Raw genomic sequence first — 17,738 nt, forward strand, 5'->3', positions numbered from 1 at the left:
TTATTTTCCCTTTTTCTTTGCCTGTTTGGCATCAAGAACCTTTTCTTCTTCTAAAACTTTTTTCAGGTATTGACCCGTAAACGAACGTTTGACGGTCACTACCTCTTCCGGAGTTCCTGTGGCAATGACTTCACCACCACCATCTCCCCCTTCTGGACCAATGTCGATGATGTAATCAGCAGCTTTGATCACATCCAAATTGTGTTCAATAATGACCATGGAATTTCCTTTATCCACTAATACCTGCAATACGGACAATAACCTTTCAATATCCTCAAAATGGAGACCTGTTGTTGGTTCATCTAAAATATAGAGAGTTTTTCCTGTTGGGCGTTTTGAAAGTTCTGTGGAAAGTTTGATCCTTTGTGCTTCCCCTCCCGAAAAGGTTGTGGCTGCTTGTCCAAGTTTGATGTACCCAAGACCTACATCCATAAGGGTGTCTAATTTTCGTTTGAGATTCGGAATGTTTTCAAAAAACACAACTGCCTCTTCCACGGTCATATCCAAAACATCGGAAATATTTTTCCCTTTGTATTTTACTTCCAATGTTTCGCGGTTGTATCGTTTGCCTTTACATACTTCACATTCCACATAAATATCTGGAAGGAAATGCATTTCAATTTTTAAGATCCCATCTCCTTCACATTTTTCACACCTTCCACCAGCCACATTGAAACTAAAACGACCGGGCCCATATCCCCTTACTTTTGCTTCTTCTAACCCACTATAGAGTTCACGCACAAAGGTAAAAAGACCAGTATAAGTGGCTGGATTAGACCGTGGTGTCCTTCCGATGGCCGACTGGTCAATGTTAATCACCTTATCAATTTGTTCTTTCCCTAATATTTTTTTATGTTTCCCGGGAACAAGTTTCATTCCCATCACGGAACTTGCCAGTTCCTTATAGAGAATTTCATTGATCAAAGTGGATTTTCCAGAACCAGAAACTCCTGTAACAACAGTTAAAGTTCCAAGCGGAATAGATACATCAATATTCTTTAGGTTGTTATGCGAAGCGCCATTGATTTTTAAAAATTTCCCATTCCCAGTTCTTCTTGTTTCTGGCATGGAGATTCGTTTCTCACCCGATAAAAATTTTCCAGTAACCGAATGTTTGTCTTTTTTGATTTGTTCGGGAGTTCCAAAAGCAACTATTTCCCCACCGTGGACACCAGCACCAGGCCCCATATCCACGATAAAATCGGCTTCTTCCATGGTTTCTTTGTCATGTTCCACGACGAGGACAGTATTTCCTAAATTGCGAAGTCCCTTTAAGGTTTGTACAAGTTTTGTATTGTCTCTTTGGTGGAGGCCAATGGACGGTTCATCTAAGATATAAAGAACACCCATAAGCCGAGATCCAATTTGAGTGGCGAGGCGGATTCGTTGCATCTCTCCCCCAGACAAAGTACCTGCAGAACGACTGAGATTCAGATATCCGACTCCCACATCATTTAAGAAATGTAACCTTTGTAAGATCTCTTTTAGAATGGGTTTGGAGATAGTGTCTTCTGCACCTTTGTATTCTGATTGTTTTGTAAATTCAAGTGCCTTTTCAATGGAAAAACCCGTATAGGCATCAATCCCAATCCCTTGCACCTTAACAGCAAGTGCTTCTTTCCGAAGTCGTTTTCCATGGCACTCATCACAATCATGGTTTGTCATAAAGGATTCAAACCATTGGCGCATGGAATCTGATTTGGTTTCTTTGTATCGGCGTTTTAGATTTGGAATCACACCTTCATAATTACGAGAAAATTCATAATGAGAATTGGCACCCCGAAAATCATAATCAATATGGATGGAAGAATCACCATAAAGGATTGTATTTTTTACTTTTTCTGATAAATCTTTCCATGGAGTATTTAAATTAAATTTCAATTTTTTGGATAACGCCTGTATGGTGGCCATATACCAATAAGAATTGGATTTAGAACCACCCCAAGCTTCGATACAACCTTCTGCAAGAGAAGCTTCTCTATCTGTCACAAGGAGTGCTTCATCAAACTCAAGTAAGGCACCAAGGCCATCACAATTGGAACAGGCACCAAACGGAGAGTTAAAGGAAAAAAGTCTAGGTGTCAGCTCAGGGATACTGACATCATCACATTTAGGACAGGAAAGTTTTTGGGAAAAGAGATGGTCTTTTTCACCGTCTTCTACAACAACAATTCCATCAGCAGTTTTTAATGCGGTTTCCACAGAGTCCGACAATCGAGATTGGATCCCAGGTTTCATTACAATCCTATCCACAACAATATCGATGTCAGCTTTAAAGTTTTTCTTTAAAGGAATCTCATCTTCGAGAGAATACACTTCTCCATTCACACGAACCCTATTGAAACCTTCCTTCTTGAAACGTTCCAGGACTTCTTTGTGTTCTCCTTTTTTCCCTTGGATGACAGGCGCAAGGATCTGTAATTTGGTCCCTTCGGGGAAAATATTGATCCTGTCTGTGATCTGGTCCACTGATAAACTGGAGATCGCCGTTCCACATTTTGGACAATGGGGTTTTCCAACTCGAGCGTATAACAAACGTAAATAATCGTAAATTTCTGTGACCGTTCCCACCGTCGAACGAGGGTTACGGTGAGTGGTTTTTTGTTCGATGGAGATGGCAGGACTTAAACCTTCGATTTGGTCTACTTCTGGTTTTTCCATTTGACCGAGGAATTGTCTGGCATAACTGGAAAGGGATTCCACATACCTCCGTTGCCCTTCTGCATAGATGGTATCAAAAGCAAGAGATGACTTCCCAGAACCCGAAAGACCAGTGATGACCACAAGTTTGTCTCTCGGAATGTCGAGGTTTAGGTTTTTTAGGTTATGTTCACGAGCGCCACGAATACGAATAAAGGAATCCACATCGGATAGCTTGTTTTCCTCTTTCATTCTGGAAAGAATTTTAAGGAATGGAAGGAAGAGGACTGCCTGTGTTTCGAATTCTTTTTTTGATTCTTTTTTTGCCCTTTCGCCTTTTGTACTTAATCTATCTACGTCTAAGCCTCCTTTTCCAAAGAGGCCGTGAAGTGTATGAATTGGAAATGCCACCTAGGTTTGAGGACTCATACAAATCCTATTTTGTCAAAAAACTGCAAGGGAAAGAAGAAACCATCACAAGATTGGAACTTCTCATATTACTCGCAACCATCCGAAAAAATCCAAAAATCAAATCACTTGATATCAATTTGCCTCCATTAGAATGGACACTTTCTGAGTTTTATGAAATCAGAAACGAACTAATGGCCATCCGGGATTCTGGGAAAACCATTCGGATGTTTGCCAAAGAAGGTGGCCTTGGAACATTACTGTTACTCACAGTCGCAAATGAAACTTTCCTCGCTCCGGAATCCGAATTTACTTTGATGCTACCGAGCGCCGAACCTATGTTTTTTGGTAAATTCTTAAAAACATGGGGAATTGAAGTGCAGGCCTTTGCCTCAGGCCCCTATAAGTCCTTTGCAGAAAGTTTTACTCGCGGCGAATTTTCAAAAGAGGCAAAAAAGAATTTAGAATCACTCATTCTAAATCTACGTGCCGTGATTTTAGAAGCTCTCACAGGCGGAAAAAAATCCTTAGAAGCCCTTTTTTACAAACCGATGTTATCCGCAGATGATTTGATTTCCGCAGGTGTCATCCAAGGGATAAAAACTGAAACTGAATTTTTTAGTGAAGATCGAAAACTTTATTCTCCTAGTTTCCCCGTTCTTTACCAAGCCGTAAAAGATTTTTCACTGATTCCAAAGAGAAAATTGGAAGTAGTTGTACTGCCAATTGATGGAAACATTACTGGTGGAGACTACTTACATAAAAATAGAGAAAATGGTAAAATTGAAGCCTTTTCTCTGATTCCCACACTACAGGCATTAGCTGAAGATAAAAAAACCAAAGCCGTCATCTTAGAAATTTCCTCTCCTGGAGGTTCGGCTTTTTATTCCGAACAAATCCACCAAGAAATCTTAGAATTAAAAAAAACAAAATTAGTGACTGCATACTTTAAAGATACAGTAGCAAGTGGTGGGTATTATATAGCAACTGCCACAGACCATATCACTGCATCCCCTGTATGCATTACAGGTTCCATTGGTGCTGTAAGCATCCGAGCTAATTTACAAAAATTATACAAGAAGTTTCAATTGAATAAGGAAGCTGTTGGTTTTTATCCTTTCCGGGACATCCATTCCGAATTCCAACCACTTTCCAAACAAAGTATTTTGTATTTAGAATCCCAAATCAAAAAAATAGAAGCCTTGTTTTACCGCCGAGTTTCGGAAGGTAGGAATATCTCCCTTGAGACCCTACCTAAAATTGGAATGGGAAGGGTGTATTTACCGACAACGGAAAATAAGATTGTCGATTCACTTGGTGGACTACTCGATGCAATCAAACATGTCAAAGAGAAGTTAGGTGGAAAGGCGATTTATGTTACCGAAGAATTGCCAGCCTACAATCTAAAAAATAAAATTCCATTACTCGGTGGACTATTCACTGAATTAAAGCTTTTGGAATCTCTTGGTGAGGTGTCTCTTCTTTCTCATACCAAACTCCATTGGAAAAACAGAAGGTAAAACTCTTCAGAAATAGAATCGGATTTCCAATCAAATTTAGATGGAGATCCGCAAGGAAATATACGGATCAGATCTTAGTTCGCTTCTGAGGCTTTCTGCAAACGATTGAGAAGGCCTTCTTTGCCTGATTTTTCCCTAGGTTCTTCACAATAGATAGTCTCCATACCCAGTTGGTCACAAGATTCAAAAAAAGCATAGAGTGCAGAGCTATATTCCCAGTTAGAAGAAACCAGTTTCATTCTAATGGGATCGATTTTATGCGTTGGCTTGTCGTCGTCCACCGTTGGTCCAAAAGAAAAACCAATCCAAGCTGTTTTGGAATCCTTCCCACATTGGAGAAACTCCGAAACGAATGTTTCGGAAGGAAGGAGTTTTACATGCGCTTGGGGAGAATAGTGTTTGTACTTCATCCCTGGACTAGGTGGAATAAACTCTCCACTTTTTGTAATTACATTTGGCAAAACCAAATTTGGCAAAAAAAGTTTGAGTTGGTCTGACTCTATGGAACCTGGCCGTAACAAAACCGGAGGATCTTCATACAACCCAACCACAGTAGATTCGATTCCTAAATTTGGTTCCTCAGCCACTAAAATTCCATCCACAATCCCATCAAAATAACGTAGAGCATCAGTCATACGAGTTAGAGAGGGTCTTCCCGATAAATTGGCAGAAGGTGCGGATATTGGTGAGCCACATTCCTCAATCCACTCACGGATGACTGGATTCTTTGGAATCCGAACCGCAAGGGTTGGCATCTCTTTTGGAAAAATATTGGGATTTTTTTTAGGAAGGACAAGTGTAATGGGTCCTGGTGCAAATTCGCATAACAATCGTTCGGCAACTTCACTCACTTCACATACAGACTTGATGCCTTCAATGGAAGAAAAATGAGCAATGAGAGGGTTGTCACTGGGTCTCCCTTTGATTTTGTAGATACGTTTGCAGGCCTCTTCGTTAAAACTAGAAGCACCGATCCCAAATACTGTTTCTGTAGGAAAAACTACTACTCCTCCCTTTCGGATGAGGTCCGCAAGCAAACGAACATCCGAAGAGATAAGTGTTTTCATATTAAAACTGTTTGGTTTTTGTTTTAGATTTGGTTTGAGAATTGGAAACTTTTAAAGCTTCTTTGGGATCCAAATTTTCGATCGTTGTTTCTTCTTTTGGTTCCTCTTCGTCTTTTGCTTTTTCTACAGGTGGGAGTTGCCCTTGGACGAGTTTACTCAGATACACATTGATCTCAGGGTCATTATCTGTCACAAGTTGCCAGAACGAAAATCCACCCAAATCATACTTACGGAGCAGGGTCATTTTTTCTTCAAAGGCCCGCCTGTTCATATAAAACGCGACTCTGTCACAACCACCGCTAGTGTACCATAAGGATGGATCTTCATAGGCTCGGTTTTTATGAATGTCAGAAAACTTTGATAGGTTTCTCCAACTTGCTACTTTATTTTCCTCATTTAAGATGCGGTTGATATCCGTGGGTTGGCGGTTTTTATGTGTTCCGGATTTAATCCTTTGTGCATCAGAATGGTAAATTGCTTTCGCAGATGACTTACAATTGAGTGCCCAGTCGTATCCATATGTTGGAATCGCCATATAGAGTTTGTGAGTTGGGACTCTTTTTTTAGCGTAAGTGATGATGTCTTTTAACCATACGTTAGGTGCTTGGGGACCTGGACCTGGGTTATGGTATTTCCTTGGGTGGAGTTCATAGGCCATAATTTTCACACGGTCTGCGTGTTTCGCAAGGAATTCATAATCATGGGTAGTTGGCCCTCTCCAATTTTCACGGAAGTCTAAGTGGATTGGTTTAGAAAGTCCACGGCATTGAAGTTCTTTTTTCTTTGATTTTTCTGCAGGGGTTTTTGGGTGAACTGCTACAGAAATGAGTTTTCCTTTTTTGTGGACTTCCTTTGCTAGGAGGGCAAAAAATTCTTCGAACTTTTCTTTTTTATCGCAAGACATCCCTTCGTAATCGATGTCGATTCCATCATAGCCATAGGTCATAATTTCATTCACAATTACTTGGATGTGGTGGTCACGGATGTCATTTCGTCCGCCCATACCAATGTTCTCTTGGATTTTTTCTTTTGGATTTTCCCAACGGAAAATGGTAGGGATGATTTTGACTTTTGGATTCAGGGCACGGAGTTCTAACACTCGTTCCTTTCGGGAAGTACTTGACCAACTGGAAATGAGTTCCCCGTTATTGGAAAGCCCACCTTTCATTGTGTAGATAAACGGATGGATTTCATTATAGAGGTGAACTGTTTTTTTCATCGCCGTCCAGTCAGTGGACCAAGCGGAAGAACGAAAACTTACATTCTCATCTGGAACGAAGTTTGGTGTTTCCACAACTTCTTCTTCCACGGTAACAGGATCTTTTGTTTCCTTTTTCTCTCCCGTCTCCATTTCAGAAGGAGTGCCGAGAGATGGAGTGGATGCTTCCACTACACTTGGGTTTGTATTTCCCGTTTTAGGAAGGTCTTTCAAAACCAAAGTGGAGCCTGAATTTTGCATGAGATTCATTCCCAAATAAAACGAAATGGCAGATAAAAAGAACCAAGAGGCAAATAATAACGAATACTTCGCCACATTCGAGAGTGGACGTTTTGGGGCATTAGGGGATTGTGATTCAGACATATACGTTTCTTCTAGATTGATTATCGAACTGTTCAGAAAAAAAGAGTAGAGATTAATCGAAACCCACTCTATCTATCTGTATCCCATGATTTTTTAGGAGCCATTCTCTCCTAGTCGAAATTCAGATGGGGAGGAAAAGAAATCCATGAATGCCTTAAAACAAAAACCGGTGATCCTTTATACTGTCTTACTCAGTTTTTTTCTAACGTTTTTACTGCTTGCGGAACTGACGGGTAGTAAATTATTTTTTGCCTTTGGGTTTACCATGACAATGGGGGTTATCCCATTTCCTGTTACGTTTATCATCACGGATTTACTCAATGAATACTTTGGGCGTAAGGTTGTACGAGCCACAACCTTTCTTGGGATGTTCATGATAGGATTTGCCTACTTATTGATTGTCATCGATATACAAATTCCGGCAAGCCCTGATTCTCCCATTGATGATGCCTCCTTTGAACGAGTGTTTGCCAATTCAGGCCTTGTGATCCTTGGTTCCATCATTGCTTACATAATCGGACAGATGATTGACTTACATACCTTTCATTTTCTACGAAAAAAAACGAAGGGGAAACACATTTGGTTGCGGGCTACGGGTTCCACTGTGATCTCACAACTCATTGACTCTTTTGTTGTGATCTTCATTGCCCTCGGAAAGTACCACCCAGTTCCAAAACTTGTATCGATTGCTAGTACCAATTTTTTATACAAAATGGGGGTTGCGATTCTCATCACACCGGTATTGTATGCCATCCACATTTACATTGATCGTTACCTAGGGATGAGTTTAAAAGAACAAATGTTCAAAGAGGCGATGGAAGAAGAAGGTTATGAATCTTCCATCCAACCAGGGTAAACCCATGTTCAAACCAAGGTTCGAACGTTTACAATCACTCCTAGGAAAAACTCCTGTCAATATCGGACATAGAGGGGCAAGGGGCCTTGCTCCTGAGAATACGCTCGTATCCTTTCTTGTTGGATCAGACTCCACCCATTATTTTGAGTTGGATACCATGTTATGTGGATCAGGGGAACTAGTTGTCATCCATGATTTTACTGTCGATCGCACAACAGATGGGGAGGGAAAGGTGGCTGAAATCCCCTATCGTCAGTTAGCCGAACTGGATGCAGGTGGATTTTTCTCCGAGGATTTTGAAGGTGAACAAATTCCAACCTTATCTCAAATCATACAAACTTTACCTGAAAACACAGTGTTTGATATAGAACTGAAAAGTGAAGGCAAAAGAGAAGAACAAGAAAATTTAGCAAAAGCAGTTGTCAAACTCATCCGTAAGTTCCAATTACAAAATCGAATTTGGGTGAGTAGTTTTGATTGGGAACTTGTAGACTTAGTTCGAAAAGAAGAACCGGAAGTTTTACGTGGTTTACTCATTGAAAAGGGAGAATCGCTAAACGAACGTTATATGGACTTTGAACCAGATTTGATCCTTCCCCATTTTTCGGCGTGTTCCAAGGAATTTGTATCAAAATGTAATTCAGAGTCCTTACTTGTAATTCCGTATACTCCCAATACGGAAGAAGAATGGAATTCTCTCATAGAAGCAGGTGTATCGGGTCTTATCACGGACTATCCAGATCGTTTGGCTCAGTTTTTAGCAAAATAAAGCCAGATCCAATTCCCCCAATGGTCTTCATATAAGGAATACCCTTGGGTTGGCACGTCTTGTAATAATTGGCAATGGGAAAGAATTCTGTCTATTGGGTCATTTTGACTCATATGTAGTGTGAGGGTTCCTCCCCGCACAGGGCAATGTTCCGTCTCTTTCGAAAAAACAATCCGTAAACCCGACTGCAATTCTAGTTCCGCATGACCAAAACTTTCTTTCAGAACTTTGCCACCTAAAATGGATTGGTAGAAGTGCAATGGTTCGGAACAATTTTCTCCACCAGCTAAATTGATTGAATAGAGGTTTAACGTTTTGTTACGAGACACATTTTGTTCTGGCATATGAATCCAATCCTAATTCTCAGAAGTTTTTTCCAATCATATTTCTACGAATCTGGGAAACAAACCAAATTGAAAGTGGGATTGGTTTTGATTCTTTTCCTCTTCCTTTCTGGTTTCATAAATTATTTGTTATGCGAAACTATTTATTTTATCCCCTTATACTCTGCTGACCAACTGTATACACCATTATTTGTGAATGATTGGATGAGTGGGAAAGGAATAGCCCATTGGTATCTCCCCCCTTCTCCTTATTTTTTCCCCGACATGGGATGTATGGCCATCTTGTACTTTGTATTTCCTTTTTTGTATCTACCTACAATGTATGGAGTGCTACAGATGGGTTTCCTCTATTTAGGATTCTACTCGTTTTTCTCATCTAAACTCTCTAAACTAACAACGATTCAATTGTTAATCTGGTTCCAAACATTATTCACCATCCTTTCTTTGCTTGGAAAATGTTTAGGAGATAAACCTCTTCCCTTGGTTTATTTTGTTTCGAATGCACACCATAGTACAGGTTTTTTCTTTAGTTTATTTCTTGTTAGCCTTTATTACCAGTCCCAGTCGAAAGAGAATCAGATTTCCTTTTTACAGAATAAAGCAGAGTTTTCGATCGAAAAAAAAATTTGTCGAAGCAATTGGTTTTCGAAATTGTTTTTACCAAAACAAGTTTCTAAGTTTCTGTTTTTACTCGGTTTTAGTCTCTTATACCTTTCTGATCGATTTTCGTTTTGTATTGGGATGTTTTGTTTAATCGTCATCAAATTTTCGGAAATGGATTCTAAAAATTGGAAAGGGATCTTTTGGAAAAAAATCATTTTTTACCTTGGTATGATTCTGTTTTACTTCATCATCATGGAACTTATCTTTTACTCTCTCAAAACAAAACTCCAGATTCCCAATAGTTTTGGAATCCTGTTAGATTCCCTCCAAACAAAATCGTTAGGAGAAATTACTTTCTTAGCCACTCATTACGTATATGATTTTTCCAAACTGCTTGTTTACGAGAATCGTACCTTACTCGGTTTCTTGTTTGTGTTCGTTTTCTTTTTTCGTCGGTTTCCACAACAACTCAAACGATTGTTTCTCCTTTTGATTCCAATTTTACTTTTCCTTCTCTTGGTGGTGGGTCGGTTTACCTACCTCCATCCCTATCCTATTCGTTACCTCTTTCCCCTTTGGTTTTTTGGACTCGTCGGAGTCTCTTGGGTATTGGCAAAACAGAAAAATCGTTTTCCTCTCCCCATGCTTCTCTTTTCTCTTCTCCTTTGGATTTTGGTTTTCAGTGCTTTTCCCAAACCCCGAAAGGAAGTACAAGAATTCCACCAATCGATTACCAAAAGAGAAGTCCCCTATACCCAGGAAAAACCAATTCGCTTTTGGACAGGAGGCAATCAAAAACCAATCCCAATACAAGATGATGGGAAACCATACCGTTGGATCACAGGTGCTTTCCATACTCCTTGACAGACTTCGGGGAAACTATGATCTGGAAGGAGATGGAAGATTACGTACGGATTTTTGATACGACTTTGAGGGACGGAGAGCAGTGCCCTGGGGCTGCTATGAGCGAAGACGAAAAAGTAGAAATTGCAGGTCACCTTGCCAGGATGAAAGTAGATATCATTGAAGCAGGATTCCCCGTTTCTTCCCCAGTCCAGTTCAAAGCTGTAGAACGGATTGCCCGTGAAATTGAAGGTCCCACCATTTGTGGCCTTGCCCGAGCCCTCCGCCCCGATTTAGAAGCGGCAAGAGACGCACTAAAACCAGCAAAATCCAAACGCATACATACATTCATTGCTTCTTCTCCCATTCATATGAAACACAAACTCGGAAAATCACCTTCCGAAGTTTTAGAGATGGCAAGGATTGCCGTTCGGATGGCAAAAGACTTTGTCCCCGATGTAGAATTTTCACCAGAAGATGCAACAAGATCAGAATGGGAATTCTTACGTGAGTTAGTTGAGGCTGTGATCGAAGAAGGGGCAACCACTATCAACATCCCAGATACTGTTGGTTATACGACCCCTCAAGAATACATGGATCTGTTTCGTTTTTTAAAAACAAAGGTGAAAGGGGCAGACAAAGTCATTTTTTCTGCCCATTGTCATAATGACCTTGGCCTTGCCGTTGCCAACTCCCTTGCCACTGTCCTTGCGGGTGGAAGACAAATTGAATGTACCATCAATGGAATTGGTGAACGAGCAGGTAACACAGCCATGGAAGAAGTGGTCATGGCATTAAAAACGAGAAAAGATACCTTTGGTGTGGAAACAAACATTGATTCCACTCTCATCACACGTGGTTCTCATTTAGTAAAAACAATCACTGGTATGGTAGTACAACCTAACAAAGCAATTGTGGGAGCCAATGCCTTTGCCCATGAATCTGGAATCCACCAAGATGGTGTGATCAAAAACCGACAAACTTACGAAATCATGACACCAGAATCAGTAGGATTAAAATCCAACAGAATGGTACTTGGTCGTCATTCTGGTAGAGCTGGGTTTAAAGACAGAATCATCCGTATGGGATTTGATCCCAAACCAGAAGAAATTGACAATGCATACAATCGCTTCTTGGAAATTGCAGATAAAAAAAAGGAGGTTTTTGATGAAGACATCGCTGCTCTTTTCCAATCTGAAATAAGCCGTTCCCAAGTGGATGAAACCTACCGACTGATTTCCTTTGAACAAAATACTGGTTCTGACAAAACACCATTTGCAAAGGTAAACTTACAAATCAAAGGTGAAACGAAAGTTGGGGAAGCAAAAGGTGATGGACCTGTAGATAGTATCTTTAAGGCCATAAGTTCCGTAACAGGGCTTTCCCCCCTCCTATCTAGACTTGTGATTTCACCAGTCACAGAAGGAACCGATGCGATGGCGGAAGCCTCAGTCACATTGGAGGACGGCGAACGTCGGGTTGTGGGCAAAGGCGATTCTACAGATATCATTGAAGCATGTGCCAAGGCATACATCAATGCTTTGAATCGGTTGTAGTCAATGGCTTCACAAGAAAACCTATTTGACCCAAAGTTATTTGTGAGAAAGGAACTCCAACAATTTTCTCCCTACACTCCAGGAGAACAACCAGGCCTTACTACTTCCACCATCAAGTTAAATACAAACGAAAATCCGTATCCTCCGTCACCAAAAATCCAAAAGGCATTAGAAGAAGTGATCGAAAAAGGATTACTCCGCAAGTATCCCAATTACCATGCAAGGAAACTACAAGAACTCATTGCAAATGATTATGATTTGGACCCAAACCAAATCCTTGTGACCAATGGTTCGGATGAAGCCTTACGTTTGTTATTCCAAACCTTTATTGGTCCCGGTGACACAGTTGTTGCACCAGACCCAACGTATTCCTATTACCCAGTTCTTACCGAACAAATGATGGTGGGAGCGAATTACAAAGCAATCCCTGTCTTAGAAAATCTACATTTTGATTTTGAAACACTTAAAAAATCAGATGGTAAGTTACTATGTTTTGCCCATCCAAACGCACCTACGGGCATTGAAGAACCGAAAGAGAAACTATTAGATCTGATTCGTTCGTTTCGAGGTTTTGTATTGTCGGATGAAGCATACATTGATTTTACAGATGCTAGCGCCAGTTTGATGCCAGAGATCAAACACCATCCGAACCTACTTGTTTCCAGAACATTTTCCAAATCATATGCACTCGCTGGACTTCGTGTTGGTTACATTGTTGGATCCGTTGAAACCATTTCGTGGATACGAAAACTCAAAGATTCCTATAATGTTGGAATCATTGACCAAGTGATTGCCGAAACGTCTTACCAAGACAAAGAATATTTCTTAACGAAACGAAATCTTGTCATTTCAGAACGTTCTCGCCTGAAAACCAATTTGGAATCCCTGGGTTTTACCATCCCTGATTCTTCTACTAATTTTCTCTTTTGCAAACCAAAACCAGGAATTTCGCCTGAACACTTATACCTTTCCTTAAAAGAAAAAAATATCCTCATCCGGTATTTTTCCTATGGAATTTGTAAAGAATTCATTCGGATAACGATTGGAACAAAAGAAGAAAATGATATCCTTTTCCAATCCCTAAAGGCTTTAGTCTAAAAAAAACCCAACAAAACGTCTGTTCTGTTGGGATTCTATTTTGTTCATTTCTGTTTCTATAAAGTTAAAATCTCAATCCACCTTGATTCAAATTCATACTTCGTTGATTTATGAATTTCGAATTTCAATTTTCGTTTTTTTCGGTTCAATTTTCGGAATGGAAAGTTCTAAAATTCCGTTTTTCATTTTTGCAACAGCTTTTTCAGAATCGATCGCTTTGCTTATGGTAAACTTTCGGAAATAGTTACCTTCTTTGTATTCCGCTAGTCGAACCTGACCTTTTTCTTCCGTTCCAATTTGGAATTTCCCTTCTAATTGGAGTTGGTCTTTTTCGATTGTGATCTCAACAGATGTTTCATCCACACCAGGCATTTCCACTCGGAATAAAATTGTGTTTTCTGTCTCATAAACATCTACATTCGGAGAGTAAACCCTAACTTGTGGTTTAACTTCTTTCACTCCGGTATTTCCATCTAACTCTTGTTTATTTTCTTTTGTCAGTGTATTCATTTCATTCTCTCCTTCTCTTATCCGATATTGATGGATACTTTTTTCGGTTTGTCTTCTTCTCTTCTCGGTAAGTGAATGTTTAAGACACCGTTTACGTATTTTGCAGATACTTGGTCTTGGTTTACTCGGAAAGGAAGCTCAAGTGTTCTGTGGAATTCACCATGGAAAATTTCCCTACGATGAACTTCTGTTCCTTCCGCTAAATCTTCTGCCTTTTTCTTTCCATGAATGGAAAGCATATTGTCTTTTACATTGATATCAATTTGGTCTGTGTCCATCCCAGGCAAAAGGCAAGTGACCAGTGCCTCATCTTCTTTTGTGTACACATTTACAGGAGGAAAATGCGATGAACTTCCGAATTGGTCATTCAAAATGGAACGAGTCAACTCATCGTTCAAACGATCAAAGTCTCTCCAAAACTGGTTAGTTTTTGTTTGTGGGTCTAGAATTCGAAATAACATGCAAAATCTCCTTTTAGCACTCTTATTCGCAGTCTGCTACTTTAGTTAGCACTCTATATCTTTGACTGCCAATTGTCAATTCGAATTTAGAATTTTTGCATTCGGTAAAAAAAATTTTGTCTCATAGGCCTGTGAACCATAGTTTGGATGGCAATGCCTATTTCAGATCAATTGAATGCACTTGGGATCCAAATCCCACCCGTTCCAGCGGCTCTTGCAGCCTATATTCCTTCCAAACGTTCTGGAAATTTAGTTTTTACTTCGGGCCAACTCCCACTTGTTTCTGGAAAGTTACGGAAAATGGGAAAGGTGGGAAAGGATATTACTCTTGAGGAAGCGAAAGAAGAAGCAAAACAGTGTTTACTCAATGCCCTTTCGGCTTTGTTGTTACAGATAAGCTCCCTAGACCAAATAAAATCAGTTGTGAAACTCGGAGTTTATGTTGCAAGCGATGAAAACTTCACAGAACAACACTTAGTTGCCAATGGGGCATCTGAACTTGTAGGTCAAATTTTTGGCGAAAAAGGAAAACATGCAAGGTTTGCCATTGGGGTCAGTTCCTTACCTCTGAATGCGAGTGTCGAATTAGAAATGACAGTTGAAGTGGAATGAAAAATTCAATTTTAAATTTATTTTCCGAATTCGTGATTTTCCTAAAGGAAACAATCAAACTGATACCAGATTTACTCAAAGTTTGGTGGTATTTAGGAAAGAGAATTACATTATCATTATATAGTTATTGGAATGCGAAACTATTCTACGATAAAATATTTTTTATATTTTTATTCCTCCAACTTTTGTTTGCGGTATTACCTTGGTTCCACTACGAAATAACTTTTTTTGAAAGTAAAGAATCCATCTCTTTAAGTCCAAAACTCAATTCTATTTTTATCTTAATTAGTTTACTTAATTTTTTCTTTCTGGGTTTTTGGAAGTCTTCTTGGACAAGAATATGGTTTTTTGCAACTGAAATGATCTCCGCTATCATTGTGCTTTGGGGATACTTGGAGCCAAAACGAACGTATTATGATTTTGTCAATGCAAGTGAAGTGACAACTCAAATCACTTTTTATCTTTTCTTAGGTTCTCTGTTTTTTGCCTTTATATTCGGGTATTTAAGTTTTAAAAAAGAGGATGAGGTATTTTTACATTCCCACTAGAATTATTCGGAGGGAAAATGAAAACACCAATCTCTAACATTCAATCCTCAAGATTCTACTTCTACTATTTGCAAATTTGGTTTTGCATCAATCTCTTGTAAGTCCACCAAAAATGCCTTCACCTTGTCTTTGTGGAAAAGCATTTTTTTCGATAACGGTTTTCCGATTTCCGAATTGATGATCCTTTGGATGGGTCTTGCTCCCATTGCCCTATCATAACCAGTTTCTGCCAAATACCTGACTGCTTTGTCTGTAATATCCAATTGGATTCCCTTCTCTTTTGCCTTGTTTTGTAAGGTTTGAAACATTCGTTTGACAACCTGTTCAACAATTGAAATGGATAGTGAATTAAATTCAATGACAGCCGTTAAACGGTTACGAAATTCAGGAGTGAATGTCCGTTCTATCGCTTTCATAGAACGATCATCATAACGATCGGAATCAAAACCAAGAAGAGGTTTTGAACTTTCCTGGGCACCTGTATTCGTTGTCAAAATTAGGATTACATTTTTAAAATCTGCTTTTTTGCCTGTGCTATCTGTTAAAGTAGCATGGTCCATCACTTGTAAAAGGATGTTATAAATATCCTCATGCGCTTTTTCAATTTCATCAAAAAGAAGTACACAATGTGGTGTTTTGGCAATCGCATCCGTAAGTTGCCCCCCTTGGTCATAACCCACATAACCGGGCGGACTACCAATAAGACGTGAGACAGAATGTTTTTCCATATACTCACTCATATCAAAACGGAGAAATTGAATTCCCATTTTATCTGCAAGTGTTTTTGCAACTTCCGTTTTACCAACTCCAGTAGGGCCTACAAATAAAAAACTACCAATTGGTTTTCCTTCATCTCCAAGTCCAGAACGTGAATAATGGATGGCATCCACAATTTGGTCAATGGCATGGTCTTGCCCATAAACGATGGTTTTGATTTCGGCATCCAATGATTCTAATTTCTTTTTGTCATCAGCCTTTACCGTTTTTTCTGGGATCTTTGCGATTTTAGCGACCAAGGATTCAATTTCAAAGATACCAACAGTCTTTTTTGCCTTCTCTTTGTTTTCGTCCCGTAACTTTACAAAGGCACCTGATTCATCAAGAAGGTCGATTGCTTTGTCAGGTAAAAAACGATCACGAAGGTGTAGGGTAGATAAATCCACACATGCTTCAATGGCTTTTTGGCTATAATGGACTCCATGAAAGGATTCGTATTTCGTTTTAAGACCGTTTAATATCTGTATGGCGTCCTCTCTGGAAGGTTCCACCACTTCAATTTTTTGAAACCTTCGTGATAAAGCATGGTCCTTTTCAAATATGGATTTGTATTCTTTATAAGTAGTGGTTCCGATACACTTGAGTTCACCATTGGCAAGGGCTGGTTTCATCAGATTGGAAGCATCTAGACTCCCACCTGAAACTGCTCCTGCACCAACTATGGTATGAATTTCATCTATAAAAATGACCTTTTCAGGTTTTCCCACTAACTCTTGTAAAATTGCCTTTAGCCTTTCTTCAAACTCACCTCGGAATTTGGTTCCAGCCATGACAAGTCCCATATCCAAAGAATAAATTTCCAATCCTAACAAACTTTTTGGAACTTTTCCTTGTACAACTCTTTCTGCAAGGCCTTCCACAATCGATGTTTTACCAACTCCAGCTTCACCCACAAATATGGGGTTATTTTTCCTACGCCTGGAGAGGATATGGATAGTCCTTTGGATTTCTGTTTCCCTTCCGATACAAGGGTCTAATTTTCCTGATTTTGCTTTTTCAGTCAAATTCACACAGAATTTTTCCAAAGCAGACTGCTTTGATTTAACTTCTGCTTCTTCTTCGAAGGATTCTTCCTCGGATGAAAAATCTGGTTCATCTGAATCGTTTTCTTTTTTGAATCCATGGGAGATGTATTTGATCACATCCAATCGTTTGATGTCTTGTTTTGCTAACAGATAACATGCTTGGCTATCTTCTTCCCGAAAAAGAGCAACTAAAACATTATTTCCATCCACTTCTTCTTTTCCTGAATTTTGTACATGAAAAGCAGCAAATTGGATAACAAACTGAACTCCCACAGTATACTTTGGTTGGATTTTTAAATTAGGAACAGAGATGGAAGATAAATCTTCTTCAAAGTATGAAAGTAACTCTTTACGAAGTAAATCCAAATCACAGCCCACATTCACAAGAACCTCTTTTGTTTTTTCGTTATAGGTTAGTCCATATAACAAATGTTCCAGAGTGACAAATTCATGGTGGTATTTTGTCGCTTCTTTTTGTGCGAGTTCTAAGGTTTTTTCTAAATCAGTTGAAAAATTCAT

General features: G+C 39.4%; 15 protein-coding genes. 8 read left to right on the forward strand and 7 right to left on the reverse strand.

The annotated features are described in order from the left end of the window. Entirely contained in the window at positions 1-2,892 is a 2,892-nt protein-coding gene (uvrA, locus tag DI076_RS06910; RefSeq protein WP_108959216.1) for an excinuclease ABC subunit UvrA, read from the reverse strand. Between the two features lie 41 nt (positions 2,893-2,933). Here uvrA and DI076_RS06915 point away from each other — a divergent pair, with 41 nt between their 5' ends. After that, a complete protein-coding gene (locus tag DI076_RS06915; protein ID WP_108959279.1) occupies positions 2,934-4,568 on the forward strand; it encodes a S49 family peptidase in 1,635 nt (544 codons plus the stop codon). Between the two features lie 74 nt (positions 4,569-4,642). Here DI076_RS06915 and DI076_RS06920 read toward each other — a convergent pair whose 3' ends face one another. Beyond that, positions 4,643-5,635: an L-threonylcarbamoyladenylate synthase gene (locus tag DI076_RS06920; protein ID WP_108959217.1), complete on the reverse strand. Its 993-nt coding sequence runs from the start codon at positions 5,633-5,635 to the stop codon at positions 4,643-4,645. A gap of 1 nt (position 5,636) precedes the next feature. Further along, positions 5,637-7,217 carry a glycosyl hydrolase family 18 protein gene (locus tag DI076_RS06925; protein WP_108959218.1) on the reverse strand — a complete coding sequence of 527 codons (1,581 nt, stop codon included), beginning with the start codon at positions 7,215-7,217 and terminating at the stop codon, positions 5,637-5,639. A gap of 145 nt (positions 7,218-7,362) precedes the next feature. Between DI076_RS06925 and DI076_RS06930 the strand changes: the two genes are divergently transcribed. Together DI076_RS06930 and DI076_RS06935 are read left to right on the forward strand one after the other, a co-directional pair. Next, on the forward strand, positions 7,363-8,073 hold the full coding sequence (locus DI076_RS06930) for a queuosine precursor transporter (protein WP_108959219.1): 711 nt from the start codon (positions 7,363-7,365) through the stop codon (positions 8,071-8,073). Positions 8,074-8,077: 4 nt separating this feature from the next. Continuing rightward, positions 8,078-8,842 carry a glycerophosphodiester phosphodiesterase gene (locus DI076_RS06935; protein WP_108959280.1) on the forward strand — a complete coding sequence of 255 codons (765 nt, stop codon included), beginning with the start codon at positions 8,078-8,080 and terminating at the stop codon, positions 8,840-8,842. On the opposite strand, the gene DI076_RS06940 is transcribed toward DI076_RS06935, so the two are convergent. Then, complete coding sequence (locus DI076_RS06940) at positions 8,824-9,186, reverse strand: VOC family protein (RefSeq protein ID WP_108959220.1); 363 nt, start codon at positions 9,184-9,186, stop codon at positions 8,824-8,826. The genes DI076_RS06935 and DI076_RS06940 overlap by 19 nt on opposite strands. Here DI076_RS06940 and DI076_RS06945 point away from each other — a divergent pair, their 5' ends adjacent. From DI076_RS06945 to hisC, 3 genes are read left to right on the forward strand one after another with little or no spacing between them, the layout of a single operon-like run. Then, on the forward strand, positions 9,187-10,653 hold the full coding sequence (locus DI076_RS06945; protein WP_245918310.1) for a hypothetical protein: 1,467 nt from the start codon (positions 9,187-9,189) through the stop codon (positions 10,651-10,653). 17 nt (positions 10,654-10,670) lie between these two features. Next, positions 10,671-12,188 (forward strand): 2-isopropylmalate synthase, encoded by a 1,518-nt coding sequence (locus DI076_RS06950; protein WP_108959221.1) that lies wholly within the window; start codon positions 10,671-10,673, stop codon positions 12,186-12,188. Between the two features lie 3 nt (positions 12,189-12,191). Beyond that, positions 12,192-13,286: a histidinol-phosphate transaminase gene (gene hisC, locus DI076_RS06955; RefSeq protein ID WP_108959222.1), complete on the forward strand. Its 1,095-nt coding sequence runs from the start codon at positions 12,192-12,194 to the stop codon at positions 13,284-13,286. Between the two features lie 108 nt (positions 13,287-13,394). On the opposite strand, the gene DI076_RS06960 is transcribed toward hisC, so the two are convergent. Together DI076_RS06960 and DI076_RS06965 are read right to left on the reverse strand one after the other, a co-directional pair. After that, complete coding sequence (locus DI076_RS06960) at positions 13,395-13,796, reverse strand: Hsp20/alpha crystallin family protein (protein WP_108959223.1); 402 nt, start codon at positions 13,794-13,796, stop codon at positions 13,395-13,397. Between the two features lie 17 nt (positions 13,797-13,813). Further along, a complete protein-coding gene (locus DI076_RS06965) occupies positions 13,814-14,257 on the reverse strand; it encodes an Hsp20/alpha crystallin family protein (RefSeq protein ID WP_108959224.1) in 444 nt (147 codons plus the stop codon). Positions 14,258-14,410: 153 nt separating this feature from the next. On the opposite strand from DI076_RS06965, the gene DI076_RS06970 reads away from it, so the two are divergent. Together DI076_RS06970 and DI076_RS06975 are read left to right on the forward strand one after the other, a co-directional pair. Next, complete coding sequence (locus tag DI076_RS06970; protein ID WP_167396511.1) at positions 14,411-14,869, forward strand: RidA family protein; 459 nt, start codon at positions 14,411-14,413, stop codon at positions 14,867-14,869. Continuing rightward, on the forward strand, positions 14,866-15,417 hold the full coding sequence (locus DI076_RS06975) for a hypothetical protein (RefSeq protein ID WP_108959226.1): 552 nt from the start codon (positions 14,866-14,868) through the stop codon (positions 15,415-15,417). Before DI076_RS06970 ends, DI076_RS06975 begins: the two co-directional genes overlap by 4 nt. Before the next feature lie 47 nt (positions 15,418-15,464). On the opposite strand, the gene clpA is transcribed toward DI076_RS06975, so the two are convergent. Beyond that, entirely contained in the window at positions 15,465-17,738 is a 2,274-nt protein-coding gene (gene clpA / locus DI076_RS06980) for an ATP-dependent Clp protease ATP-binding subunit ClpA (protein WP_108959227.1), read from the reverse strand.

The organism is Leptospira ellinghausenii (assembly GCF_003114815.1).
Taxonomy (GTDB): domain Bacteria; phylum Spirochaetota; class Leptospiria; order Leptospirales; family Leptospiraceae; genus Leptospira_A; species Leptospira_A ellinghausenii.